Annotated in this window: 21 protein-coding genes; 7 read left to right on the top strand and 14 right to left on the bottom strand. The window is 61.4% G+C overall.

The genetic code is table 11. The features are described 5' to 3' along the window. Positions 1–13 precede the first annotated feature (13 nt). From WBQ96_RS01345 to WBQ96_RS01325, 5 genes are all read right to left on the bottom strand, one after another. Positions 14–6,322 (bottom strand): autotransporter-associated beta strand repeat-containing protein, encoded by a 6,309-nt coding sequence (locus WBQ96_RS01345; protein WP_336546942.1) that lies wholly within the window; start codon positions 6,320–6,322, stop codon positions 14–16. A gap of 564 nt (positions 6,323–6,886) precedes the next feature. Further along, positions 6,887–7,750: an HpcH/HpaI aldolase/citrate lyase family protein gene (locus WBQ96_RS01340; RefSeq protein ID WP_165117338.1), complete on the bottom strand. Its 864-nt coding sequence runs from the start codon at positions 7,748–7,750 to the stop codon at positions 6,887–6,889. 24 nt (positions 7,751–7,774) lie between these two features. After that, on the bottom strand, positions 7,775–8,812 hold the full coding sequence (locus tag WBQ96_RS01335; RefSeq protein ID WP_336546944.1) for an MBL fold metallo-hydrolase: 1,038 nt from the start codon (positions 8,810–8,812) through the stop codon (positions 7,775–7,777). Next, positions 8,809–9,867: a MaoC family dehydratase gene (locus tag WBQ96_RS01330; RefSeq protein ID WP_336546946.1), complete on the bottom strand. Its 1,059-nt coding sequence runs from the start codon at positions 9,865–9,867 to the stop codon at positions 8,809–8,811. The genes WBQ96_RS01335 and WBQ96_RS01330 overlap by 4 nt, the downstream gene beginning before the upstream one ends. 6 nt (positions 9,868–9,873) lie before the next feature. Next, positions 9,874–10,803 carry an HpcH/HpaI aldolase/citrate lyase family protein gene (locus WBQ96_RS01325; protein WP_336546948.1) on the bottom strand — a complete coding sequence of 310 codons (930 nt, stop codon included), beginning with the start codon at positions 10,801–10,803 and terminating at the stop codon, positions 9,874–9,876. Positions 10,804–10,936: 133 nt separating this feature from the next. Between WBQ96_RS01325 and WBQ96_RS01320 the strand changes: the two genes are divergently transcribed. The 6 genes from WBQ96_RS01320 (at position 10,937) to WBQ96_RS01295 (ending at position 15,997) form a co-directional block, all read left to right on the top strand. Further along, complete coding sequence (locus tag WBQ96_RS01320; RefSeq protein WP_336546950.1) at positions 10,937–11,110, top strand: hypothetical protein; 174 nt, start codon at positions 10,937–10,939, stop codon at positions 11,108–11,110. Between the two features lie 172 nt (positions 11,111–11,282). Continuing rightward, on the top strand, positions 11,283–12,065 hold the full coding sequence (locus WBQ96_RS01315; RefSeq protein ID WP_165117348.1) for an ABC transporter ATP-binding protein: 783 nt from the start codon (positions 11,283–11,285) through the stop codon (positions 12,063–12,065). 12 nt (positions 12,066–12,077) lie between these two features. Continuing rightward, complete coding sequence (locus WBQ96_RS01310) at positions 12,078–12,950, top strand: branched-chain amino acid ABC transporter permease (RefSeq protein WP_165117350.1); 873 nt, start codon at positions 12,078–12,080, stop codon at positions 12,948–12,950. Continuing rightward, on the top strand, positions 12,950–13,978 hold the full coding sequence (locus WBQ96_RS01305) for a branched-chain amino acid ABC transporter permease (RefSeq protein WP_165117352.1): 1,029 nt from the start codon (positions 12,950–12,952) through the stop codon (positions 13,976–13,978). Before WBQ96_RS01310 ends, WBQ96_RS01305 begins: the two co-directional genes overlap by 1 nt. Positions 13,979–14,043: 65 nt before the next feature. Beyond that, the gene (locus WBQ96_RS01300; RefSeq protein WP_336546954.1) at positions 14,044–15,243 is read left to right on the top strand and encodes a substrate-binding domain-containing protein; all 1,200 of its coding nucleotides are present in this window, start codon (positions 14,044–14,046) and stop codon (positions 15,241–15,243) included. Between the two features lies 1 nt (position 15,244). Beyond that, positions 15,245–15,997, top strand: coding sequence for an ABC transporter ATP-binding protein (locus WBQ96_RS01295; protein ID WP_336546956.1), 753 nt, complete (start codon positions 15,245–15,247; stop codon positions 15,995–15,997). Positions 15,998–16,078: 81 nt separating this feature from the next. On the opposite strand, the gene WBQ96_RS01290 is transcribed toward WBQ96_RS01295, so the two are convergent. From WBQ96_RS01290 to WBQ96_RS01270, 5 genes are read right to left on the bottom strand one after another with little or no spacing between them, the layout of a single operon-like run. Then, complete coding sequence (locus tag WBQ96_RS01290) at positions 16,079–16,807, bottom strand: SDR family NAD(P)-dependent oxidoreductase (RefSeq protein WP_165117356.1); 729 nt, start codon at positions 16,805–16,807, stop codon at positions 16,079–16,081. 10 nt (positions 16,808–16,817) lie between these two features. After that, positions 16,818–17,603, bottom strand: coding sequence for an SDR family NAD(P)-dependent oxidoreductase (locus WBQ96_RS01285; protein ID WP_336546958.1), 786 nt, complete (start codon positions 17,601–17,603; stop codon positions 16,818–16,820). A 9-nt stretch (positions 17,604–17,612) separates the two neighbouring features. Next, complete coding sequence (locus WBQ96_RS01280; RefSeq protein ID WP_336546959.1) at positions 17,613–18,398, bottom strand: SDR family NAD(P)-dependent oxidoreductase; 786 nt, start codon at positions 18,396–18,398, stop codon at positions 17,613–17,615. Positions 18,399–18,426: 28 nt separating this feature from the next. Continuing rightward, entirely contained in the window at positions 18,427–19,980 is a 1,554-nt protein-coding gene (locus WBQ96_RS01275) for an acyl-CoA synthetase (protein ID WP_336546961.1), read from the bottom strand. 17 nt (positions 19,981–19,997) lie between these two features. Further along, on the bottom strand, positions 19,998–20,777 hold the full coding sequence (locus WBQ96_RS01270; protein ID WP_336546963.1) for an enoyl-CoA hydratase/isomerase family protein: 780 nt from the start codon (positions 20,775–20,777) through the stop codon (positions 19,998–20,000). 159 nt (positions 20,778–20,936) lie between these two features. Between WBQ96_RS01270 and WBQ96_RS01265 the strand changes: the two genes are divergently transcribed. After that, on the top strand, positions 20,937–21,596 hold the full coding sequence (locus WBQ96_RS01265; RefSeq protein WP_165117366.1) for a TetR/AcrR family transcriptional regulator: 660 nt from the start codon (positions 20,937–20,939) through the stop codon (positions 21,594–21,596). 15 nt (positions 21,597–21,611) lie between these two features. Here the strand turns inward: WBQ96_RS01265 and WBQ96_RS01260 are convergent, their stop codons facing one another. Genes WBQ96_RS01260 through WBQ96_RS01245 form a run of 4 tightly spaced genes read right to left on the bottom strand, consistent with a single transcriptional unit; the run spans position 21,612 to position 26,439 of the window. Continuing rightward, positions 21,612–22,772: an acyl-CoA dehydrogenase family protein gene (locus tag WBQ96_RS01260; protein WP_336546966.1), complete on the bottom strand. Its 1,161-nt coding sequence runs from the start codon at positions 22,770–22,772 to the stop codon at positions 21,612–21,614. Further along, the gene (locus tag WBQ96_RS01255; protein WP_336546968.1) at positions 22,765–23,520 is read right to left on the bottom strand and encodes an SDR family NAD(P)-dependent oxidoreductase; all 756 of its coding nucleotides are present in this window, start codon (positions 23,518–23,520) and stop codon (positions 22,765–22,767) included. The genes WBQ96_RS01260 and WBQ96_RS01255 overlap by 8 nt, the downstream gene beginning before the upstream one ends. Continuing rightward, positions 23,517–24,881, bottom strand: a complete 1,365-nt coding sequence (locus WBQ96_RS01250; protein ID WP_336546969.1) for an MmgE/PrpD family protein — start codon at positions 24,879–24,881, stop codon at positions 23,517–23,519. The genes WBQ96_RS01255 and WBQ96_RS01250 overlap by 4 nt, the downstream gene beginning before the upstream one ends. Position 24,882: 1 nt before the next feature. After that, a complete protein-coding gene (locus WBQ96_RS01245; RefSeq protein WP_336546971.1) occupies positions 24,883–26,439 on the bottom strand; it encodes a long-chain-fatty-acid--CoA ligase in 1,557 nt (518 codons plus the stop codon). Positions 26,440–26,446 lie beyond the last annotated feature (7 nt).

Here is a 26,446-nt window from a genome sequence, read left to right as displayed (position 1 = left end):
GACCCCTGACACTTCAAAACGCGACGCCGAGCCTTGCCTTGAAGCCGTGCTCTTGTGCGCCTGAGCCATATTGCCCGGTGTAGGAGGCACTGATGCTGGCGGTGTCGGAAAGCTTGAGGTCGAGGCCGGCTTCGACGAGGGCTGCATTGCGCGCGATCGGGGTGCCGGCCACGGTGAAGGCATTGCTGCCGGCAAAGGCTGCCGTGGACAGCGGCGTGACATCGCCGAAGGCATGCCGCCAACCGAGCATGCCCTTTGCCGTCACCTCGACCGTGCCGAGGGTGAAGGCCGATGCAGCACGCAGGCCCAGCGTGGTGAAGGTAACGTCGGTGGTCTGGCTGGCACTGGCAAGCGCTGCGGCCCCGCCCTGTTCGGCAAAGCCACCTGTGCGTAGACTGACATAGGCGAGGTTAGCGAAGGGTTCGAAGCTGAACGCTCCCGCCTCGATGCCATAACCGAACTCGCCGAAGAGCTGCGTGGTGCCGGCGCGGTAATCGCCCTTGAGCTGGTCGCTGAAGCCCGGGAAGGCAACGTCGCGGCGGGTCTCGATGTCGTGCCAGCTATAGGCAAGGCCGGTGCGGAAGGCGAGCGCGCCCCACTGCGTGCCGCCATAAAGGCCGACATGGTAATTGTCGCTGTCGCCGGAAGAGGCGCGACCCTTCACGTCGAAGCTGGAGCGGCTGTAGCCGGCAAGCAGGCCGAGCCGCCAGTCGCCCAGCATAGCATCGCCGCCGACGAGCAGGCCGCCGGTCGAGTGGTCCAGCCGCGCGGCATTGCCGTCGCTGCCGACATGACCCCAGGAACCGAAGGCATTGCCCCAGACGGCAAGGCCATGGTCGGACGAGGCGGGTGCCAAGTGCTGACCGTCCGGCCCGTAGGCCAGAATCGGGACGGGTGCTGCACCCACACCCTCAAAGGCAGCGCGGATGCGGTCGTTGGCTGCATTGCGGATATGGGCGGTATCCTCGATCAGCGCGGTCTTGGCCGAAGCATGAACCTCGCCCGAGAGCCCGTCGAAAGCGGCACGGGCCTGCGCTGCGTCGAGCACCAGCAAGGTGTTGTAAAGCGCCAGCGACGCACCACTCTGTTCCAGCGTGTCGAGCGCCCCGGCGGTTGCGAGCTGGTTGCGGGTTTCGGCAACCGTCCCGAACAGTGGCGGCGTTTCCGGCTCTTCCGGTTCTTCAGGCTCTTCCGGATCAGGGCCCTTGATCTTGATGGTCAGATCGACCGACTTGGCCTTGTGATCGAGCGTCAGGTCGAGGAAGGCCGACTGGGTGAGCGGCGCGGCGAATGTTCCGCTGACACCGCCATCGGCATTCAGGATCCGATATGTCTGGCCGTTCTGGTAGCTGACCTTCGGGTCGAGCGCCATCACGGAGACATTGCTGCCCGACACTGTCGCCTTGCCGGTGACGTCGATGCGGTCGGAAGTGCCGGTGCCGGCGATCTCGACCCGATAAATGGAGCCCGCAGCCAAGGTTAGATCGCCATTGACCTTTAGCGTGCCGATCGAATTGCCCGGTGCGATGATGCCGCCGGATGCTACCGATGTCGTGCCGATCGTGCCCGAGCCGCCGAGAAAGCCGCCCGATGCAACCACCAGCGTGCCGCCAAGCGAGCCGAACCCGCCCACACCGACGCTGAGCCGCCCGCCCGAGACCGTGGTCAGGCCCTCAAATGCCGAACTGTCGCCGGTCAGGCGAAGATCGCCCGCGCCTGCCTTGATGAAGTCGCCCGCGCCCGAGATCACGCCGGCATAAGTGGCATTGGCCGCATCATCAAGGGTGAAGCGGGCTCCGATGCCGATAGCGGCATCGCCACCAAACCGCGACGCCGAGCTGACCAGCCCGCCCGTCTCGACCGACCAGTCGAGGCTCGATGCGCCCGCGAGCGTCAACGTGCCTGCTCCCCGCTTGATCATCGCACCATTGGTGCCGCCTAGACCGGCAATAGTGCCGGCAAAGGTGTTGTCCGCGCCCTGATCGAAGACCACGATCGCGGCATTGCCGATATTGCCCGAGATCGATGCCGTGTTGCCGGCCAGCGTTCCCTGCGCGACCAGCGTGTTGCCATAGGCATTGGCCCCGGTGAGCACCAGCGTGCCGGCGCCCGTCTTGTAAAGATCGCCCGCGCCGGTGATTGCGCCGCCGAGCCCGAGTTGGGTTGCGGCGGCAACATCGAAGCGGCCTGTCGTGTCGAGCGCAACAGCGCGCGCGCTGTCGAAGCTCGAAATTGTCGCCAGCGTGCCGCCGGTGAAGGCAAGCCCGCCCGCCACATTGCCGAGATTGGCATCCGAGGCGACCGACAGCGTGCCGCCGCGCAACTCGGTGCCGCCCGCATAGGTGTTAGCGCCTTCCAGCACCAGCGTGCCGAGATCGTCCTTGATCAGGCGTGCAGTGCCGGTCAGCGAGGAGGCGATGGTCGCTGTCGTCGCAGCACCGGCTGCAGTGCCGTCGCCAACCCGGATGATGCTCTCCCCGCCGATGCCTGCGAGCGCGATGCCATCGCCCTCGATCCGGTATCCGTCGGTGACAAACTGCATGCCCGTGGCAGCGACAGTACCGGACCCGTCATCCACTGTCACCGTTCCCGCCACGCCCTGGAACACGGCGAAAGCGGGGTCCGGCAGCATCGGCCCGTTGAGCGCGCCGTCGTCGCCGGTCCAGGTCGCGCCCGCAGCACTCCACACGCCGTCGCCGCCATTGATGATGCCGTCATTGATGCCGGCCGGATCGCCGCCATCCCAGAACCGGAGCTGCTGGCCTGCCGTATTGACCAGATTGACCTGTTGGGCGGCCGCGGTCTGGACGAACATTGTGGCCGCATCGACGCCGGTCGGTACCATGCCGATATCAAGCCCGTTATCGGTCAAGGCGCCACCATAGTCGAACAGGCGATAAACGCCGGCGCCGAACCCGCCCTGGTCGGTGATGTTGAGTGTGCCGTCGAGCGTCAGGTCGCCGTGGACGTCGAACAGCGCTGCCGTCGGCGCGCCGCCGAGCGCGACGTCTATCGACGAGGCCGCATCCAGCGCCAGGTCGCCGCCGATGGTCAGGGTCTGGCCCTGGGCCCCGGCAAGGACGCCGCCCGCCGAAAACCGCACATCGCCCGCGATGCTGCCCGTTCCCGACACGGTGCCGCTGCCCGAGACGTCGACATCGCCGGCAATGCTGCCACCCGCCCCGCCATCGCCGATCCGCAGCGTGCCGTTCGAGACGGTCGTGCCGCCGGTGTAGGTGCTGGCGCCGGTGAGCGTCAGCGTGCCGGTGCCGGTCTTGACGAGGGAGCCGCCGGTCCGACCGCATCCGCACGATGGATCGTCGTCGGCGATCTCGCCGGCGAATTCGGTCGAAGCACCGTTGCCGCCGACGACGAGACGGTTTTCGCCAAGGAAGAACGTGCCGGTGCTGGTGCCGGCGATCGACCCGGCGGTGACGAGGCCGTCGCCATCCGTGCCAAGTGTGTTGCTCAGGTCGAAGACGCTGCCATTGGCGACGAGAGCCGCCTTGCCGGCCGTGGAATAATCGGTGAAGTAGACATACGCATCTTCCGTCGCGGTTATGGTCGCGTTGTCGGCGCTGCTTTCGCCGTAAAAGATGAGCACGCCGGTGTTGGTGATGGTCGCCATGCCGGCGCTGGTCATGTCAGCGAAGACAACGCCGCCATCGTTGATGATGTCTGCCTCGCCGGCACTGCTCGTGTCGTCGAAGGCGAGAAGGCCGGTGTTGGTGATCGAGGTCGATCCCGCCGACATGTTGTTGTGGAAGACGGTGAAGCTTTTATTCCGGATCATCGTAACGTCCGTAAGATCGGCCTTGACGATCTCGAGGATGCCGCCATCATTGACGATCTCGCCGAGGATCGTTGTCGTCAGGCTGCCAGCGCCGCCGGCCTCGGTGCCGAGAACGAGCGTGCCCCCCGAGACGGCGGTGCCCCCCAGATAGCTGTTTGTGCCGGTGAGGACGAGAGTTCCGTCGCCCTCGATATCGAGGCCGCCGTCGCCGTCGATATCGCCGCCGAGCGTCAGAGACGTCCCGGAAACGGGGGCGAAGCTGCCCCCCGAAGTTCCCAGCGAGATGGCCCGGGTCATTTCGATGTCGGCGAGCGACTCCAACGTGCCGCCATCGAGCTTCAGTCGGCCCGTGGCCGCGCCGAGATTGGCGTCGTCGGAAATGGCCAGCGTTCCGTCCGAGACGGTAGTGCCGCCGCCATAGGTATTGGCGCCCGTAAGGGTCAGCGCACCGTCACCCTTCTTGGTGAGTGTGCCACTTGTTCCGCCATTGTCCCTGATTATGCCGCTCAGCGTCAGATCGGCAGTTGCATCGACCGTGAGACTCCCATTGGAAATACCGACGAGATCAATGTCGTTGGCCAGCGTCACTGTCTTGTTCGCACCCAGGATTGCGTTTGATCCGAAGACAGACAGTGTGCTGTCTGCAAGCGCGTTGTCATGCCCGACAATCAGCGTCGCATCGGCCAAGAACGTGCCGCCACCAGCGCCCCCGACATTGTAGGTGTTTGCGCTGTTCAGAACCAGCGTCCCGGCACTGATGCCCAGATGCCCACCGCGGATCACGCCATTCATGGTCAGGGTACCGGTGCCGTTCTTGTTCAGAGTTCCCAAACCGGTCACATCGCCGTCGAAAGCGGTGTCGGTAGTTTGGTCGACATTGAGCATGCCGCCATTCGAATTTATCGTTCCGCCGGTGCCCTGTAGGGAAGAAACGACCTGCGAGTAGTTGCCCAAGTCGAACGTGCCGCCGTCGACGGTCAGCCCACCGGTACCGGCCGCATTGAGCCGTCCCAAAGCCAGCGTCCCCTCCGAGACGGTCGTGCCGCCGGAATAGGTGTTGGCGCCCGTAAGCGTCAGCGTGCCCTCACCCTCCTTTGTAAAGGTGCCGGTTCCTGAGATCGTGTTGGCAACGGTGAAATCGTCCGAGCGGTTGTAGACAAGCGCGCTGTTGTTGACGATCGCGCCCGAGCCGAGCTGGCCCGTCGTTCCGCCATTGCCGACCTGCAGGATACCTGCCGTGATTGTCGTGGTGCCGCTGTAGGTGTTGGCGCCGGTCAGGATCTGCGTGCCAGAACCGGTCCTGGTCAGCGTGCCCGACCCTGAAATCGTATTGGCAACGGTGAAAGTGCCCGAGCGGTTGTAGACAAGCGCGCTGTTGTTGACGACCGCGCCCGAGCCGAGTTGACCCGTCGTTCCGCCATTGCCGACCTGCAGCACGCCTGCCGTGATTGTCGTGGTGCCGCTGTAGGTGTTGGCGCCCGTAAGCGTCAGTGTGCCAGCGCCGGTCTTGGTCAGCGTGCCCGACCCTGAAATCGTATTGGCAACCGTGGCACTGATAGCCTGATCGAAAGTGAGTCCGCCGGTCACGCCGATGCCGCCGTTCAGCGACCAGCCAGTGTTCAGGGTGAGAAAATTGTTGCCGCCGGTGAAGTCGATGGCGTTGGCCCGGCTGGTGCCGTCGCCACTGAACCCACCGGAAATGGCGCCGGAAAGCGACACAGTGAGCCCCGAGCCGGAGAGACCCACACCGCCTGCGCCGGCGAAGTCGAAACCGGTGGCGCTGGGCGCACCGCCATTGCCGCCGGTAATCGCGCCGCTGGCGTCAATGGTGATGGCAAGGTTGTCTCCGACGAGACCTGCGCCACCCGCACCACCTTTCGATCGGTATTGGTAGGGGACATTCACATGGGCTGCCCCGGCATTGCCGCCATTGCCACCTGTCACCCCGGCGCCGATGGTGACGGTCTTGCCGCCCGTGCCCGAAAACAGCAGGCCCACACCGCCGCTGCCGCCATTGCCGCCATAATCAATCTCTCTAGGTAGGCTGGTTGCACCACCTGCGCCACCCGCACCACCTTCCAGATTGGTCGAAAGCAAGCCCTTGTCGCCGTCTCCGATGACGACCGCGCCATAGCCGCCCGCGCCGCCGCCACCGCCATCGCCGTAGTTTCCATCGCCGCCCTTACCACCTTTGCCGCCGGTGGTTGTCGTGCCCGGAAGTGCAGTATCGACGGAGCCATGCGCGCCGCCGCCGCCACCGCCGCCACTGGCGTTGCTGCTACTGCCGCCGTCGGCACCCGCTTCGCCCGCGCTGGCCCCGCCATTGCCGCCGATGCTGTTGCCGCCGCTTGAACTGGTTGCTCCGTTTCCACCGGTCTTGCCGGCGCCGCCGCCACCGCCGGCGTAAGATGCTGCGACACCGTTCTCGCCGGTCCCTTCGGCACTGTCGACGCCGCCTCTACCGCCATAGAAACTTCCGGCACTTCCTGCGCCTCCATCGGCCCATGCCGGCTGGATCGAGACAGCCACGATCAGCGCAAGCGCCGATGTCGCAGTCAGGGCACGGCGCCAGGCGCGTGCGATAGATGGTGTGTTCAGCGGTGCAAGGTGTCGCCTGCCTGACGCATGCCCTTCGGCCGGCTGGGGACGAGGCCCCGAAAATCCCGGATTCCCTGCCATCCGCTGCCGCGGACGGCTCTCCCCCACAGATACCATCGAAAAAATCCCCTACACCCGTTTCAATCCATACAGTTGAATTGGCGTTCGGCACAGAGGAAAAATGCAACCTTTCCGCGATTACTGGGTATTGCCGGGAAATTGACCCTTTTGCGCGCAGACTGATCTTGCGTTACTCGCGAAATGCGGGCAATTCCACATTGCAGCATCGCAAGCCGGCCATTGGTGGTGGGCCGCGAGCATCGCGCCGAGCAATCACGAGTTGTTTTGCCGTTTTCGCTTCTCGCAAGTCAGGCAATTATTCGCCGGCTGGCAATCAACTGGTACTGAAAAAACCGATGCGCTCTGTGACTCACGCTTGAAGTGCTCGCAGTCGCGGATTTGCACTGGTGTTGCGATCAAGGTGGCAGTGAAAACTCACACAGACGCCGCTTTTACCAAAAGCCGTTGCGCCATCTCCAGGTGCAGGCGCTCGACCATTTTGCCCTCAAGAGAAATCACGCCCCTGCCCGCGTTGTCAGGATGATCAAACGCAGCGACGATTGCGCGGGCATTCTCGATGGCCTTCTGGCTCGGCGAAAAGACTTCGTTCGCTACATCTATCTGCGACGGGTGGATGAGCGTCTTGCCATCGAAACCGCGTTCAGCGCCCTCACGGCATTCGGCAGCAAAGCCATCGACATCTCTGAAGTCGTTGTAGACACCATCAAGAATGTCGATGAGAAATGCCTTGGCGTGGATCACCGCCGGGGCCAGCCATTCAACCATCGTCAGCCGCGCGCGCGAGCCCGCCAGCACCGTTTCCTTGGCCAGATCGTTGGTACCGGCGACAAGGCATTGCAGTCTTATGTCGCTTCGCGATCCAACCGCGCATATCTCCTTGATGTTGACGATCGCCAGGGGCGTTTCGATCATCGCCCACAGGCTGGCATCTGACGCACCGGCCTCGTCCAGCATGGCTCTGGCGGAACGCAGCTGATCGGCGGTCTCGACTTTCGGCAGAAGGACTGCATCGGGATGACAGGACGCAGCGGCTGCGAGATCGGCAGCGCCCCACCCCGTTTCCAGCGCGTTGACGCGGATCACCGTCTCCTTCTGGGAAGCAGGCGCATTTGCGAAATGCGCAACAAGCGCGTCACGCGCCTCCGCTTTTGCTTCCGGCGCGACCGAATCTTCGAGGTCGACGATCACCGTATCGCAAGCGAGCGTGCCCGCCTTGGCCAACGCCTTTGCGTTCGTGGCAGGAACATAAAGCACCGAGCGACGCGGCTTGTTCGTCATATCATCACCTGGAAAAGTCGTTGCTCAACGGCGCAATGCGAAGATGGTCCGGCCCTGATCATCGAGCCTTTCTTCGACGATGTTTCGGGCGACCAAGTAGTTGACGTGCGCCAATGTCTCGCCAAGCGCGAAGCCGATATTGTCCGGTCCCTCGATGTGCGGGAACATCTCTCGCGACAGTTCAAGCGCAGTGCTCGGATTGCTCAGGAAAGATGCAGTAGCATCGAGCCTTAGTCGATGATGATCGCGCAGTTCCGCGATGCGTTGATGAATGCCGCGATAGGGCAGGCCATGCGAGGGCAGGATGAGCGTATCTGCCGGAATTCCATCGAACTGCGGGAACGAATCCAGATAGTCGCCCAACGGGTCAGCTTTGGGCATCATTTCATAAACCGCGATCACCGGCGATATTCTGGGCAGTATATGGTCGCCTGCGATCAGGATGCCGCTTTCCTCGTTGAAGAAAGACGCATGCTCGAAGGCGTGGCCGCGCGTGACGATAACACGCCATTCCCGCCCGCCCAGCCGAACGGCATCACCACTACGAATCTCGGTGATCCACCCTGGAATCTGAGACGAGAGGTCGATGAAACGCCGCCGGCTTTGCACGAGCCTGCCTGCGTCTTCATCGTCGAAACCGTGGCGGACGAGGTAGGAATGATGCGTAGCGCTTGAGCCCGGCACATCGTGCATATGGCTAAGCCTCGCCCAGACCCATTCCGCAAAAGTGCCGATGAAATCGGCATTGAAACGTTGCACGAGCCAGCCCGTCAGCCCGATATGATCGACATGCCCGTGGGTTGCGACGACCCGGCGCACCGGCTTGCCACGCATCGGGCCGGCCAGAAGGCGTTCCCAAACGGCCAGTATCTCAGGCGTCGCGCAGCCTGTATCGATGACCGTCCAGCCGTCATCTTCCTCCAGAAGCCAGACATTCACGTGGTCGAGCCGGAATGGCAGCGGCAGCCTGGCCCACAGCAGGCCCTTTGCCACCTCCGTCACCTCACCGGCGGCCGGCGGCGCTTTCCACGGAAAATCGAGGCGCGATTTTTGCACGGTCATGCCTGGACTTCCCGCCTGGGCATCAACAGCCAATAATCGAGATCGAGCAGAACTACCGGCTCGCTTTCCGAGCCCGGTGCAGGAAATTCGCTGCAGGAAATGTCCTTCGTCGCGACGGTGCGGATGCGTAATGCCCCAATATCGCGCCGACCGTCGAACAGGTGTTTCTCCAACACTTCCGACCAGCAATAGACGGTGTCGCCGGCCGCCGCAGGATTGACGTGGCGTCCGCCATTGATTGCAGCGACGAACACACCGTTCGCAAGACCGTTGAACGACAGAGAACGCGCAAGGCTCATTATGTGCCCACCATAGACGATGCGCCTGCCGAAACGGCTTGCCTTCTGCTGGACAGCGTCGAAATGACCCTTCGCAGTATTCTGGTTAAGGCGCGTAGCGATCTGATGTTCGGCCTCTTCGATGGTCATGCCGTCGATATGATCGATCTTTTCGCCGACCTGATAATCATCGAAAAAATAAGGGCTTCCGCCCAGAACTGGATCGTATGCGCTTGCATCGAGCGCCGGCGGAACCACGAGATCGGCGCCCGCGACGGCAGTGTTCGTCTCCGGCACATGGCTTTCCGTCGCCTTGTTCACCGAAACGCGCTTGTTGACCATCACCCAGCGCACGAATTCGAGAACCTTCACGCTATCCTGATTGATGCCGCTTGAGCGAACATAGACGATGCCCGTTTTGCCGCTGGCGTTCTCGCGCAGGCCGATGACTTCGGACTTCGCAGTAAAACTGTCACCCGGCCATGCCGGTGCAAGGAACCGGCACTCGGCGTAACCCAGATTGGCGACCGCATTGAGCGAGATGTCCGGCACCGTTTTGCCGAAGATGACGTGGAACAGCAGCAGATTGTCGATCGGCGCGCGGGGCAGTCCCAACGACCGTGCAAATGCGTCCGAGGATTGCGGCGCGAAACGCATGCCGTAAAGCGCGGAGTAGAGAGCCACGTCACCTGTGGTGATCGTGCGTGGCACGGCATGGGCGATCTCTTGCCCGAGCCGGAAATCCTCGAAGAAATTACCGGATGTCGACTTGGCCATGTTCGGCTAAATCCCCACGGACGGCTTCATGCCGGCAAGTTCGGCGCGGTCGATGATGCGCTGCACCAGCCGAACGGTTGCGACGTCGACCATCTGTCCGTCGACCTGGATCGCGCCAAGCCCCTGCTCCTGCGCCTGCCTATAGGCAGACACCGCCTTGTAGGCGCGATCGACCTCCACTTGCGACGGGCTGAAAACGTCCTGGGCGATTTCGACCTGGCTGGGATGGATTGCCCATTTGCCTGCTGCGCCCAATTGCAGCGCGCGAACGCACTCGGTCCTGAACCAGTCGCCGTCGCGGAAATTGACGAAGGGGCCATCGACGGCATCGAGACCGTAGGTTTTTGCAGCAACGATCATCTTGTATCGCGCGTAGTGCCAGATGTCGCCCGGATAGCCGCTGTCGCCGGAAATGGCGCGGGGATCGATGCCTTGCGAGGCGGAATAATCCCCCATTCCGAAGATGAGGGCTTCCAGCCGGTCGGATGCACCGGCAATTTCCTCGACGCGCATGATGGCTTCCGCTTCCTCGATCAGCACTTCGATGCCGATGCGGCGCTGAAAACCCATCTTGGTCTCGATCTGCGTAAGAAGCCGGTCGACGAAGCGCACGTCGCAGGCGGATTTGACTTTGGGAACGAGGATGGTGTCGAGATTGGCGCCCGCCCCTTCCACCACGCTGATGATGTCCTCATAGGCATAATGCGTGTCGAGGTCGTTGATGCGAACGCACCGCACCGAGCTCCCGAAGTCGAGCGTATTCAGCGCGTTGATTATCTGCGCACGCGCAGGCACCTTGGCCGCCGGTGCAACGGCATCTTCCAGATCCAGAAAGATATGGTCGACCTCCATGCCGGCCGCCTTGACCATCATCTTGTCGCTTGAACCCGGCACGGCGAGCTGGCACCGGCGAAGCCTCTTGGGCTGTCCTGTCATATTCCGCTTCTCCTCCGAGGCTCGCCAACCAAATGGCTTGCCTGATCTCCATAATCTAACTATCGTTAGAATTCTGTGACGTAAAGCCCTAACCGTTATAAGGGTGAAGGTGGCACAGAGCGGGAGGTAAATCATGAAACTCGTTATCGAACACCAGAATACGATGAGCGCGGGACTTGATGTGCCGTTCGAGACTGCATTCGGTTCGAAGCCGCAGCCGGCCTATCCGCTCTTCGATTCTAACAATGAGTGGAAAGCCACGACGGCCCCCCTCGACAAGAGAAATCTTTCATTTTCAGTGACTTGACTAGCCTTTGCGGAAAATGGAAGCAAGTTGGTGACAAACTTTCGAACAACTGTTAGACTTTTTAAAAATCCCGGGTGGAGGAAGCGCTACGGGATAGGGAGGATCGATCCGATGAAAATTTCAGGTTTCCTGACACGATTTCGTGCGCCTATCGTTCAGCAGGCCGGCTGAAATGTTGGACGTCGAAAATATCCAGCTCACCTTCGGAGGCGTGAAAGCCCTCGCTGGTGTCAGTGTTCATGCCGCAACCGGCAAGATCACCGCTGTCATCGGTCCGAACGGTGCAGGCAAAACCAGCTTGTTCAATGTCATTTCTGGTTTCTACAAACCCAATAGCGGGCAAGTTCGGCTTGCCGGCGAAGACATTTCAGCACTTGGGCCTCATGCGCGCGCCTATCGCGGCATGTCCCGCACCTTCCAGAACATCGCCCTTTTCCACGGCATGACCGTGCTGGACAACATCAAGCTCGGCGCCCACACCAATCTCAAGAGCGGCGTGTTGTCGGCCGGCTTCCGACTTCCATCGACACGTCGCGAGGAAGACCGGCTCGACCGCGAAATCCAGCGCGACGTCATCGGCCTTCTGGAGCTGGACCACGTTCAGCACCATCAGGTCGAAGATCTCGCCTACGGACTGCAGAAGCGCGTCGAACTTGCCCGCGCGCTGGTCATGAAACCCAAGATACTGCTCCTCGACGAGCCGGTTGCAGGTATGAACCGCGAGGAAAAGCGGGAAATGAGCCGTTTCGTCACCGATGTCCGCAACAACTGGAACACCACCGTTCTGCTCATCGAGCACGACATGAGCATGGTCATGGGGATTTCGGATCACGTCGTGGTGCTCTCCTTCGGAAAGCCGATCGCATCGGGAACTCCTGACGAGGTCCGCGCGAACCCCGATGTCATCAAGGCCTATCTCGGCGGCGCCGAAGAACCGGCCGCGAACGCGGCATAGGAGAACGGTCCCATGAACTTCTTCATCGAATATTCGATCGTCGGCATCGCTTCGGGCGGCATCTACGCACTGATCGCGCTCGGCATCATCGTCATCTTCAAGTCGTCGAAGACCTTCAATTTCGCCATGGGCGAGATGATGATGCTGTCGGCGTATTTCTTCTACGCGGCAACCGTGACCTATTCCCTCGGCCTCGTCGCCGGATTCTGCGTCGCGCTGGCGGGTTCCATCGCAATTGCCCTTCTCATCGAACGGGTCGCGATCCGACCCATGCTGGGCCGACCGTTCATTGCCGTGGTCATGGTAACATTCGGCATCGGATCGATCATCCGTGGCGTTGTCGGCATGGTCTGGGGCCCGAACGACCTTCAGATCCCCGCAATCCTTTCGCGTAGTCCCGTCATGCTCGGCGACATATTCATTCCGGGAAAGACGGCGCGCGCCTTCGCCATCGCGGTCGTCATCGTCGTCGGGCTTATCGCCTATCTGCGCTATTCGCGGGCCGGCGTTGCCCTGCGAGCCGCGGCAGCAGATGCCATTACCGCCTACTCCATGGGCATCGACGTGCGGCGCATCATCGCCTTCACCTGGATCATCGCGGCGATCACCGGCTGCATCAGCGGCGTTCTGATGGCCAACGTCAACACGCTCACGCCGCACCTTGGCATGGTCGCGCTCAATGTCCTGGCAGTCGTCATCCTGGGCGGCATGAACTCGATCGGCGGCGTTCTGATAGCGGGCTTCATAATTGGCTGGCTCGAAGCAGTAACCGGCCTGATGCTTGGCACCGAGTACCGCGAAATCACCCCTTACATCCTGGCTCTGATGGTCCTGCTGGTCCGTCCCACCGGTCTGTTCGGCACCAAGGAAATCGAGAGAATCTGATGGTCAGTTACGTGGAAACAACAGCTCTCCGTTCCCCCGCGATGTGGTTCACCGCCAACCGGCTGACAACCGGCCTGCTGCTGGTAATTCTTCTGATCCTGCCATTCGTGGCGCCGCGTTACTGGATCTATTTCGCCGGCCTGCTCGGCATCAACATCATCGCCACGCACGGCCTCAACATCATGATGGGCTACACCGGCTTGCTGTCACTCGGCCATGCCGCCTTCATAGGTGTGGGTGCCTACACGGCAGCACTTGCGCAGATCCACCTTGGCCTGCCTTTCTGGATCGCGATCCCGCTTGCCGGTGTCATGGCGGCAGTGATCGGCGTCGGCTTCGGCCTGCCGTCCCTGCGCATCCGCGGGCTGTATCTCGTCATCGCGACGCTGGCGGCGCAGTTCATTCTAAACTTCGTCTTCGTGCACTGGCAAAGCGTGACGAATGGCGATGTGGGCCTTACCGTCCAGCCTGCGACCATCTTCGGCGTCTCGCTCAACAACGAAACCCGTATCTACTATCTGATCCTGTTTGCCGTCGTGTTCATGACCTGGTTCGTGGTGAATGTGATCCGCTCCCGCGTCGGCCGTGCTCTCATCGCCGTGCGCGAACGCGACCTCACCGCACAGGTTCTCGGCGTGGAAATCGTCAAATACAAGCTCATCGCCTTTGCGCTCGGTTCCTTCTATGCCGGCGTTGCAGGCGGGTTGCTTGCCTATTTCAACCGCTTCGTGAACCCCGAGCAGTTCGGCCTTCTTTTGTCGGTTTTCTTTCTCTCCGCCGTCATCGTCGGCGGCATGGGCTCGACACTCGGCGCCATACTTGGAGCGGTGTTCATGACGCTCCTGCCCGAGCTTCTGCGCGAAGGCGCGCTGCAGGTGGGCGATACTTTCGGTTTCGACATCGCGCTCATCCTCGTGCCGCTCCGTGAAACGGTGTTCGGCTTGCTGATGGTCAGCTTCCTGATCCTGGAGCCACGAGGACTGGCTCAGTTGTGGAAGCGCGCGAAACAAAAGTTTGAACGCCGCTGACAACGACGCGGCGGCGGCATCAAAGAATTTAAGCGATCGAAAGATCACGCAATGTGGAGGAAGGCATGTATAGCAGACGCAGTTTTCTAAAAACGGCAGGTGCGGCAGCAGCCGTATCGACCTTCGGCATTCGCACCGCCCAATCGGCGGACGACCTCAACTGGAGCATCCACTGTGACCTGACCGGACCGGCCGCGGAAGGTGGAAAGTTCCAGGGTGACGGCTTCACCGCCTATGCGAACTGGATCAACGCCAAGGGCGGCATTCGCGGACGCAAGGTAAATGCCACTATCAACGATTCCACCTTCAAGGTGGATGTGGCCGTTGCCAACGTCAAGAAAGCCCTTGCGCAGGGCCGCGTGGACTATCTGTTCGGCGAAAGCACGGGCATGATCCAGGCGATCTCGCCCGAGAACAATTCCACCAACAAGATCTTCATGACGTCGGGGTCCTTCGCTTCGGAACTGGCCGATGAAAAAGCCTACCCGTATCACTTCGTGCCTGGTGCCACCTATGGCGCGCAGCTCAAGATGCTGGTGCAATACATCAAGGACTCCTCGGGCTCCAATCCGGCCAAGCTCGTCATAGTCCACTCCAGCACCGGCATGGGCCGCGACGGAATCGAAGCCGCCGTGGCATTCGCCAAGGAACTCGGCATCGAAGTCGCTATGGTGCAGCAGACCAAGTTCGTCGAGACCGACGTCAGCTCGTTCGCACTTGCCATACGCCAGGCACAGCCAACCCATGTCATCCACCACGGCTATTCTTTTGCTGTCTGGCCCGAGGTTATTCGGCTGGTGCGTGACTACGGCATGGAAGACGTCGTCTTCATGGGCACCGTCTGGCAGAGCGAGCGTGCCAAACTCTTCGACCTGCGTGATGTCACTCCCGGACTGGTCGGGATCAAGGTCTGGAATGACGACACCGTCAAGCCGGCCGGCGAAACGATGCAGATCATCGGCGACATCCTGAAGAAGCAGAACCCGAACTTCAGCGGCTATGCGCGTCTCGGCTTCCTCGATGCATGGATCAGCAGCATGATGGCGACGAAGGCCTTCGAAATCGTGCTCGATGCCGGCCAGGAGGTGAACGGCGACAATCTGGCCGCGGCCATGCGCACGGTGAAGGATTGGGACACTGGCGGCCTGATCGGCGCGCCGGTCACCATCAGCGATCAGCAGATCGGGCTCGGGCGTGTCATCCGCTTTACCGAAGCGGAAAATCTCGAACCCGAGCTTCTGACCGAATGGGTCAAGGTAGGCTGAAATGGCAGCCGTTCTCGAAATCAGAGACCTAGAAGTCCGCTATCAGGGTGTCATCCAGGCGCTTTCCAGCCTGAGCTTACGGGTCTCCGAAGGAAGCATCGTCGCGCTTCTTGGCGCCAATGGTGCGGGCAAGACGACGACGCTCAAAGCCATATCCGGCTTTCTTCCGCTCGAGAACGGCCGTGTCACCCGCGGCTCGATAACGATCGGCGGAGAAGATGTGCTCAAACTTGCGCCGCACAAGATCGTGCGGCGCGGCATCTTCCACGTTCGCGAAGGCCGTCATGTCTTTTCGGAAATGACCGTCGAGGAAAACCTGATCGCCTCGACTTTCGCGCAGCGCTCACCGCGCTCGCGAAAGGACGCGTTCGAAGAAGTCTATAACTACTTCCCGATCCTTTCGCAGCGTCGAAACCAGGCCGCCGGTTATCTGTCCGGCGGCGAACAGCAGATGCTGGCAATCGGCCGCGCGATCGTCGCCGATCCCGAAATGATCCTGCTCGACGAACCCTCGCTCGGACTGGCGCCGCTGATCGTTTCCGAGATTTTCGAGATCATCGCGCGCATCAATCGCGAGAAGCGAGTGTCGATGCTGCTGGTTGAACAGAATGCTGTGATCGCACTCAAATATGCGTCCTATGGCTATGTCATCGAAAATGGCCGCAGCGTTCTCGAGGGACCGACGGAAGATCTTGCCAACAATCAGGACATCCAGAAATTTTATCTCGGCGTTGAAACGGACGAAGCGGCCTGAAAACTACTAGACCGCACAGAAACAAAAAAAGGGGCGGCGCCATGGCACCGCCCCTTTTTTGTTATGGCGAATACAACAACGTCAGTAGATGGAAATGCCCATCGAACGGCCGCCATCGAGCGTCAGTATCTGGCCGGTGACGTTTCTGGTGCGCGGGCTTGCGAAGAAGGCGATGCCATTCGCGATGTCTTCCGGCTGGCCGACTTCCTTCGTGGGTTGCTTGGCGATCAGTTCCTGCTGGCGTTCCGGCGTCAGCGAGCGGAACATATCGGTCTCGATCAGACCCGGCGCTATCGCGTTTACGAAAATGCCGCGTTCGGCCAGATCGAACGCCATGCCGCGCGTCAGGCCGACAGCGCCAGCCTTCGAGGTGATGTAGGGGGAATGGGCGTAGCCGGCGAGATAGGCGCGAGACGCGACATTGACGATCCGCGCGCCGCGTTTCATCACCTTGATGGCTTCCTGAGCCATGACGAAGGCACCGATGACGTTGACTTCATACATCTTCTTGAAATCGTCTTCGCAGACATCATCGAACTTGCCATCCCAGAAAACCGCAGCGTTGTTCACCAGGACGTCCAGCCTCGGCAGCGAAGCAATCAAAGCCGAGACCGCTGCACGGTCGGTAATGGAAATCGCGTGATGTTCCACCGAGCCGCCTGCTTCGAGCAGCGCGGCCGCATTGGTGGCCAGAGGCTCCGCGTTGAGATCGACCATGACGACGTGAAAACCGTCATCCAGCAGGCGCTGCGTCGTGGCAAGCCCGATGCCGCGACCGGCACCCGTTACAAGCGCTACTTCTTTGTTCATCGCATTCCCCTCACACCGCATCGACCGGCAGCACAAACGTTTCCGTCATGCCGCCATCGACCACCAGCACATGGCCGTTCATGTAGCTGGACGCCTTCGACGCCATGAAGGCGATAACCCCGCCGGCCTCTTCCGGGTCGCCCCAGCGGCCAAGCGGGATTCGGCTGGAAACGCCCTTTTCGTAGCCAGGCCTTGCCAGAATGGTGGTGTTGATCTCGGTGAGGAAATAGCCCGGCGCCATCATGTTGCAGGTTACGCCCTTGGGGCCCAGCTCCGCGGCCAGCGCTTTGGTCATGCCGGCAAGGCCATGTTTGCTGGCGACATAAGCCGTCACCTTTTCGCGGCCAGTCACCGCCAGCGCCGAGCCGACATTGATGATGCGCCCCCAGCCATTGGGCACCATCAGCCGTGCGGCCTCGCGACAAAGCAGATAAGGCGCCCGCACATTGGTGCCCATCACGCGGTCCCAGGTTGCAGTCGTGGCCTCCGCCAGCGGCTCCCAGGCATTGATGCCGGCATTGTTGACCAGTATGTCCAGACGCCCTTCCGCAGCACCGATTTCCCGGATCGCATCCACGCAGGCCTGACCGTCTGCCAGATCGAAAGCGCGTGTCCTGACATCGAGGCCTTCAGCCCTGAGGCTTTCCGCCGATGCCTCCAGCTGCTCCTGCCCACGCGCAGTCATCCAGACCCGTGCACCGGATTCGCCAAGCGCCTTTGCCATCTCGAAACCCAGGCCGCGCGATGAGCCGGTGACGACAGCGACACGACCCTTCAGGGAAAAACGTTCGGTCATGATGTCCTCTCAGGCTGCGAGCTGGAAGGTGAATGTGGCACTCAGGCCACCGTCGACATGGATCACCTGCCCCGTGACGAAGCTCGACGCATCCGACGCAAGATAGACGAGCGTGCCGACGAGTTCTTCCGGACGACCCCATCGCTCCATGGGCGTGACGCCGCTCACGGCTTCGACATAGCCTGCGCGCGAAGTGATGCTCGTGTTGATGTCGGTGACGAAATAGCCCGGCGCGATGACATTGGCCGTAATGTTGTCGCGTCCAAGTTCAGCAGCGAGGGAACGTGTCAGACCGACGATTGCGGCCTTGGATGTGCAGTAGCCGTGTAGCTTGGCCCGGCCGATTGTCGACAGCACGGATCCGGTGTTGACGATGCGGCCACCACGCCCACCGGCCTTCATGACCGCAGCACATTCCTGCGCCATGATGAATGTCGCCCTCACATTCGTATCCATGATCTGCTCGAGATCGCCGAGGTCGCTTTCGAGGACGGGCTGCCAGTTGATGATGCCGGCATTGTTCACGCAGATATCGATGTGCCCGAGATCGCCGGCAACCTTGCGGATGCCTGTCCTGATCTCGTCTTCATTCGCAAGATCGAGCGGCAGCACTGTCGCCTGCCTGCCTTCGTCCGCGATTTCGGCGGCGACGGATTCGAGCTTCTGACGGTCGCGAGCGATGAGAACAACATGCGCTCCGGCAGCCGCCAGGCCCTTTGCCATCGGCTTTCCCAGGCCCCGGCTCGCACCAGTAATGACGGCGACCTTACCTTTCAACGAAAACAGTTCGAGCATGTTTCCTCCCTTGCCCGGTCGGGGCGCATCATTGTCGTAAATCTTGTGCGTAGAGGCTGCGCAGCCTCACCTTGTCGACTTTTCCGCTCGGCAGCTTGGCGATCTCGTCGACGAAGACGACATGGCGCGGCTTCTTGTAGCTTGCGATGAGCGCCCGGCAGTGTTCGATCAATTGCTCGGCGGTAGCGCTATTGCCGGGCCGCAGCACGACGATGGCCATCACCGCCTCGCCCCACTTCGCGTCAGGCGCGCCGATCACGGCGACCTCCGAAACCGCGTCGTGTGTCACCACGGCTTCCTCGACCTCGCGCGAATAGATGTTTTCGCCGCCGGAAATGATCATGTCTTTCTTGCGGTCGACCAGATAGAGGAAGCCCTCGTCGTCGAGACGGCCCATGTCACCGGTATGCACCCAGCCGTCGCGCAGCGTTTCGAGCGTCGCCGCGGTGTTGTTCCAGTACCCCATCATCACGCCGGGGCTCGTCAGCAGAATCTCGCCGACCTCTCCGGTCGGCAAATCCTCGCCATGCTCGTCCACGACCCGCACATCGACGCGCGGCGAGGCTTGCCCGACCGAGGTCAGGATTTCCCGGTCACGATCCGTGCCATCGGGCCGATGCTGATGGGCAAGCAATGTCGTGCCGATTCCCTCGGTCTGCCCGAACTGCTGCTGAAAGACGGGACCGAACAGTTTCAGGCCGCGCTTGAGAACGGGGATCGGCATTGGTGCTGCCGCATAGACGATCATGCGCAGGCTCGATATGTCGGTGGTTCCGACTTCAGGCGAATCCAGCAGTGTCTGGATCATCGTCGGCGCCATGTGGGTCACCGTGATGCGCTCCCGTTCGATGCAGGTCAGCACCGCCTTGGGGTCGAAACCCTTCTGGACGACCACGGTGCCTGCCCGCCAATGCTGCGCGAGCTGGATGATCTTGGCACCGATATGGAACAGCGGCATCATGATCAGCAGGCGGTCGGCCGGCGAATTGCGCTGGTCCGAGCCCAGAACTTCTGCAGCGGCAACCTGACCGCCCTGCCCCAGCATCACGCCCTTTGGCCGTCCCGTGGTTCCGGATGTGTAGATCAGAAAGGCGATGTCCTCCGGCTTTGGCCGGAACGGGACGCCCGAGGCATCTCCGAAATTGAGCAGGTCCTCATAGTCCAGGGCAAAATCGGAGTTGCCGTCGAGGCAGATGAAGTGCTCGACCGTTTTCAGCTGATCCTTCATTGCAGCGATTGTCTCGGCGTAATCCGCCTCGAAAACCAGCACCTTCGGCGCACCGTCATTGATGATGTAGACCATCTCGGGGATCGCCAGCCGCCAGTTGACGGTCGCACAAACGAACCCGGAAATCTCACAGGCGCCGTAGACCTCCTGAAATTCCAGTCGGTTCTGGCTGAGGATGCCGACGCGGTCCTGGCGCTTCAGCCCCAATCCACGCAATGCACTGGCAAGGCGGCTGACACGCTCGTGAAACTGGGCGTGGGTTACCTGCCTCTCGCCCCAGACGAATGCGGTTTCGTCCGGATATTTCCAGGCATTGTTGTCGAGCATGTCGGCAAGCGTATTGGGCGCGCGCATCATCCTTCACCGCACCGCTATTGAACGGACGGATCGAAGTTCGGCTTGCGCTTTTCCCTAAACGCGGCAAGCCCTTCCTGAAAATCGTCGCTGGCGAAACAGACAGGCTGTGCGGTTGCCTCGAAATCGAGAACGGCAAAGGCATCGTCGGACAGTTCAAGCATGCGTTTGGTGAGAGACAGCGCCAAGGACGGGAACGCTGCCAGTTCGCGTGCCCGCTGCAGGGCAGTTTCGGCCACGGCGTCGTCCGCCACGATGTCGTCCGCTAAGCCTATGTTAAGTGCTTCAGCCCCTTTGTAGCTGCGGGAATAGAGAAGCGCCTGCCTCGCCTTGGCCAGTCCGATCCGCTTCGGCAGCGTGTATCCGATAGCAAAATCAGGGGCTAACCCAACGCGCGGAAACGGGAAGCCGATGCTGGCGGTTTCGCCCATTACGATCGTATCGCAGAACAGTACGAGACCGGCCCCTGCGCCAACCGCGTGGCCGCGCACCTCGGCGATCATCGGCTTTTCAGCGGCCAGCAGCACACGTGCAAGCTTGTGGGCGGATGCGATCCGCCGCCGTCCATTCTTCGGGTCCGACAGCGTATCCATGCGGGACAGGTCGCCACCGACGGAGAAATCCTTGAGCGCGGACGCCAGAACGATGACACGCGTTCCGGCGTCGTCAAAGAGACCTTGGAAAACACGCAGAAGCGCGTTGCGCAAATCCTCGCCCAGCGCGTTGCGCGCTGCAGCATGATTCATCACCACACGAGCGATTCCGCGCTCGTGCCGTTCGACAGTAACCAGTTCCACCGTTTTCCTCCCGGTAACCTTCAAGGTCGTAAGAAAGCTACACCAATCCAAAACCTAACACTAGTTAGAAAATAACAAATCTGCTCTTTGTTAGAAAAGTTTCCATCCTTGCGTGCAAAGTCGTACACTATCGGCGAGAGGACGAGGAGCAGGCCCAATATGACAAGAAAGCTGGCAAAGTCGGCAATTTCACAAAAGCGCGTTCTGGACGCCGCCGCGAAGATTTTTCGCGACTACGGTTACGCCGGAACGACCATGCGGACCATTGCCGACGAGGCTAACCTCAAGGCGGGCAGCATCTACTATCACTACAAGTCCAAGGACGAGCTTATCAGCGCGGTACTCGACATCGGCATGCATGCCGTTCTCGACACTGTGAATTCCGCACTCGCAGCTCTTCCTGCGGACGCAGATGTTCGCCAACGCATTGAAACCGCGATACGCGCCCACCTTTCGGCGATCATCGACATCGGCGACTATACGCTGGCGACCCGCCGCGTGATCGGGCAGGTGCCCGAAGCAATCCGGGCCCAGAACATGCGGCTGCGCGATTCCTATGCCTCGCTGTGGCAGACCATTCTGGTCGATGCGCAAAAGCGCGGTGAGTTCCGCGCCGACGCCAACATCACCCTGTCGCGCCTGTTCATTCTCGGCGCGCTGAACTGGACCGTCGAGTGGTTCAAGCCGGGCGGACGGACCATCGATGAAGTTGCCCACGAATTTGCGGCGGTGGTTCTCGACGGCCTGGGAAAGCCGGGAAACACGAAATCGGAGGCCGCTCCCGCCAAGGCAAGAGCGACACCCCGGATAACGGTTTAACAGGGAAATTCGCGGTCAGTCCCGGCCTAGTATATGGTCCGAGATGATCCGCATCTGGATTTCTGATGTGCCTTCGAAAATCTTGGTCAGGCGGGCGTCGCGCCAGTGGCGCTCGACCTGGTTCAGCGTGGTGTAACCCCCGCCTCCGTGAATCTGCAGCGCTTCGCTGGTGACGCGCTCGGACATTTCGGAGGCGAACAGCTTCACCATCGAGGCTTCCTTGTCGCAGCGCACGCCCTGGTCGATCTTTTCGCAGACCGAGTACATCAGCGCGCGCGCGGCCTCGATCTCGGTCGCCATGCTCGCGATTTTGAAGCGGATAGCCTGAAAGGCGGCAATCGGATTGCCGAACTGACGGCGCTCCTTTGCGTGGGCAACCGCATCGTCCAGCCCGGCCTGCGCAAGACCGATGGACCGCGCCGCAGTATGGGCGCGCGCCGTTTCCAGCCCTGCCGTCGCGAGATAGAAGCCCCGGCCCTCTTCGCCGATGAGATTGGCGGCAGGCACCCGGCATTTGTCGAAAGCCAGTTCCCAGGTCGTCCAGCCGAAATAGCCGATCTTCGGAATGACGGTTCCCGAGACGCCTTCCGGCAGCCGGCCGCGCGATTTCTCGACCATGAAGGCCGAGATTCCGCGATGCCGCGCTTTCGGATCGACCGACGGATCGGTGCGGGCAAAGACCATGATGAAATCCGCGCCGTCGGCGAAAGTGCACCAGTATTTGTTGCCCGTAATCTCCCATTCGTCGCCCACCCGCTTTGCGCGGCAGGAGATATTGGCGACGTCGGAACCGGCGTCCGGTTCGGAAAGCGAGAACGCTCCAAGAAACTCGCCCCGCGCCATGCGCGGCAGATAGATCTTCTTCTGTTCCGGCGTCATCGCCTTGAGCGACCCGATCAGCGCATTGCCGCGCGCGATCATCGAAGCAACGCTCATCCAGCCACGCGCAAGCTCTTCGGCGACCAGACAATATTCGAAGGCCCCCAGTCCAAGACCGCCATACTCCTCGGGAATAAGGATGCCGAAATAGCCGAGCTCGGCCATCTGGTCGATCAGTTCGCGCGGCATCTCGCCCTTGACAGGATCGAGCTTGTCGGCCAGCGGGCGAACCTGCGTGCGCGTGAATTCACGCGCCGATTCCTGGATCATGCGATGTTCGTCGGACAGTTCAGTCATAAACGGATTCCTCGGGCGGCAATTGGCCCTGGCCAAGTGAACGGCCGCCGTCGACCACCAGAACCTGGCCGGTGATGTAGCGGTTTTCGGGAGAGGCCAGGAATGAGACGGCGCGTGCAATATCCTCCGGCTGGCCGATACGGCCAAGCAGTTGAAGGGACAGCATCACCTGCTGACGCTCCGGCGTCATGTAGTGAAGCATATCGGTATCGACCACGCCGGGAGCGATGGCGTTGACGCGAATGTCGCGCGGCGACAGGTCGATCGCCATGGCGCGCGTCAACCCGACCACGGCTGTCTTGGAGGCAACATAGTGCGCCATTTGCGGAGCCCCGGCGAAGGATCGCGAGGCGATGTTGACGATGCGCCCGCCATTGCGCATGCGGCGCGCGCCCTCTTGCGCAACGATGAATGTCCCGACCGTGTTGATGTCGAAATTCTCGCGGAAATGATCTTCGGTCAGGTCTTCGAAACGGTGCGTACTTGTGATGGCGGCATTGTTGACGATGACATCGATAGGCGCGTAGCGAAGCATCAGCTCGGCAATCGCGGCACGGTCGCGGATGTCCAGAACCGCGGAATCGACATCAGCCCCGGAGCTTCGCAGGCCGGCTGCCAGATCATGAACTTCGTCGAGCCTGTCGATTGCAACTACGTGATAGCCTTCGCGGGCCAGATGCTCGACGATGCCTCGTCCGATACCCTTGGCGGCACCGGTAACGACAGCAGTCCCCAATTTCTTGCTCAATGCATTCCTCCCCGGGCAAGCGCCATAATGCCGCCGACCGTTTCTTCGCCGCCGAAATCAGTCAGCGCAGCGCGCAAAGCAGTGGCCCTTCCGCCGATAACCGGCACGACCAGCGCATCGAATTTCGCTGCAAGCTTCAGGCTCTGGCGCACCGGATCGGCGTCCGCCACGCCCGCGTCATGGATCGCGGACAGGCGTGTCCCATCCGCCGTTTTTATCGAAACCTCGGCCTTGGCTTCAGGAAGGGTTTCATCAAAGGAAATCGTCGCCATGTCGCGCAGCCGGACGAGTTCCGGCTCCTGCGTCAGCGCATCGGTGTAAGTGGCAATGCCAGACGTGTCCCGGCCGGCCAGCGCCATGGCGACGGTCAGGCGCAACGAAAACTTGGCCTCGAGACCTGTGGTGGGTACCGCAATGTTGCAAACCCGATCGGTAATCGGCGGCACGCGGATTTCAACGGCCTGAATTGCGTTCGAGGAAACAGCGTGCTTTTCGCGGATTGCCTTTCCGGCTTCGATCGCACCATGGGTAAGATAGCAGGAGGCGTGATATTTGAAGAGGTTGTTGGCGATGTGATGATCCAGCGCGGCTTCCTTCATCGCCTCTTCGGGATTGAAGTCAATGCTCTGGGTCGCAGCCAGTCCCTGCGCGCATTCCAGCGCATCCTGCCGGCTGGTGAAGCCGCGCTTGGCCAGCCGTGCAGCCTGAAGTCCGTTCTGGGCAGCGCGTCCGGCATGCAATGGCTTGCACATCGTGCCGAACATCGACTTCAGGCCGGATGCCATCGTGGCGGCGATGCCGTAGGCGGTTGCCGTGGTTTCGGCATCAAGCTTCAGGAGACGCGCGCAGGCGGCGGCGGCCCCGACGCTGCCGACCGTCGCGGTTGCATGAAAGCCGTGCTGGTAGTGACCCGGGCTCATCAACGCACCGGCGCGGCAGACGACATCATAACCGGCAACGAAAGCGGCCAAAACTTCGTCCTGCGACGCTGAAATTTCTTCTGCCAGGGCCAGAAGGCCGGGCAATATCGCGACGGTGGGATGGCCAAGTATCGCCATGTTCACATCGTCGAAGTCGATGGCATGCGACGCGGTGCCGTTGATCAACGCCGCGTTGGCTGCCGACGTTCTGTCCGACCGCCCAACCAGCGTTGCGACCGGCCGCGCGCCGTCGGAAAGCAGTTCGTCTGCCAGCAACGTCACCGCCGGTTCGGATGCCCCAGGCAGCGTGACCGCGAACCAGTCGAGAATGCATTGGCGCGCAATCGTGACAGCAGCGTCCGGCAGATCTTCGCGACGGATCGCGCAAGCCCGCTCGGCCAGCCAGCGTGTGACCGGTGGACGTGATAAGTCGCTGCTCATATCACGCCCCTGCCGCTGCGGGCGCGCCGTGTAACTGCCGCAGCACCACCTTGTTGACCTTGCCACTGGGCAGACGCGGCAGTTCATCGACGAAGACCACCGATTTCGGCTTCTTGTAGCTCGCGATCAGGCTCTTGCAATGCTCGATGAGTTCGGCTTCGCCCAGCGTCACGCCGGGATTGACGACGGCAACGGCGCGCACGGTCTCACCCCAATATTCATCCTTTACGCCGATCACAGCGACATCCTGAATGTCGGGATGGGCGGCAAGAGCCTCCTCGACCTCGCGCGAGTAGATGTTCTCGCCGCCGGAAATGATCATGTCCTTCTTGCGGTCGACCAGATAGAGGAACCCCTGTTCATCGAGATAGCCGAGATCACCGGTGTAGTACCAACCATCACGCAGGGCGGAGATGGTGGCGGCCGAATTGTTCCAATAGCCGAGCATCTGGCTGGTGGTCTTGATCAGGATCTCGCCGGGTTCTCCCACGGGCAGTTCTGTACCGGCTTCATCGATGATGCGAATGTCGACATTGGGCGCGGCCTGCCCGACCGAGCCGAGCAGCTTGATTTCCTCCGGTGTTCCGTCCGGCTTGTGCTGGCGCTTGTGAAGCGTCGTGCCGCCACCTTCGGTCATGCCGTAGAGTTGCAGGAAGACCGGGCCCAGCAGCTTCAGTCCGCGCTTCAGCAGCGGGACGGGCATTGGGGCGGCGGAATAGCAGATCGTGTGCAGCGAGGAGAGATCGGCTTCATCTATCCCCGCAACGCTCAACACCACCTGCACCATGGTCGGCGCCATATGCGTCATCGTCACACGCTCGCGAACGATAGTTTCAACGATTTCGGCAGGCTTGAATTCGCGATGAAGAACGACACTGCCGCCGCGTATATGAACGCCGATCTGCAGGAACCGCGCGCCGACATGGAAGATCGGCATCATCAACTGGAGCCGGTCCGACACGATCAGCCCGAGTTCGGTCGCCATCAGGATGCCGATCGCAATCTCCGCTCTGTGCGTGCGCATCACGCCCTTGGGACGGCCGGTCGTCCCGCTGGTGTAGATGAGATGCATGATGTCGTCGGGCGTCGGGCGTGACGGGGCGCCTTCCACGTCTCCCGCAGCAAGCACAGCCTCGTAGTCTTCGGCCCAGGCCGGTACCGCACCGCCGAAGCACAGATATGTCTCGATATGCGGGAGCCTGTCGCGGATCTGTTCGATGACGCCGGCATATTGCGCCTCGAATATCAGCACGCGTGGTGTGGAATCCGTCAGGATGTAGAGTATTTCCGGCGGCGCGAGACGCCAGTTGACGGTCGCCGCTATGTAACCGGCCAGTTCGCAGGCGCCGTAGGCTTCCATGAATTCAAGTGTGTTCTGCGCCAGGATCGACACACGGTCCTGCCGCCTTATGCCGCGTTTCCACAGGCCTGAGGCAAGCCGGTTGGCGCGCTCGGCATGCTGGGCGAACGTGACGTGGCGGCCCGAATAGGTATAGGCGTTCTCGTTCGGAAACTTGTAGGCGTTGTTGCGCAGCACGTCGCCAAGCGTGTCGATCATCTCAGTG

Origin of the sequence: Mesorhizobium sp. CCNWLY176, from assembly GCF_037153935.1 — a bacterium.
Lineage (GTDB): Bacteria > Pseudomonadota > Alphaproteobacteria > Rhizobiales > Rhizobiaceae > Mesorhizobium_M > Mesorhizobium_M zhangyense.
The sequence above is the reverse complement of the archived record's forward strand: the minus strand, read 5'-3'. Positions and strand labels throughout refer to the sequence as shown.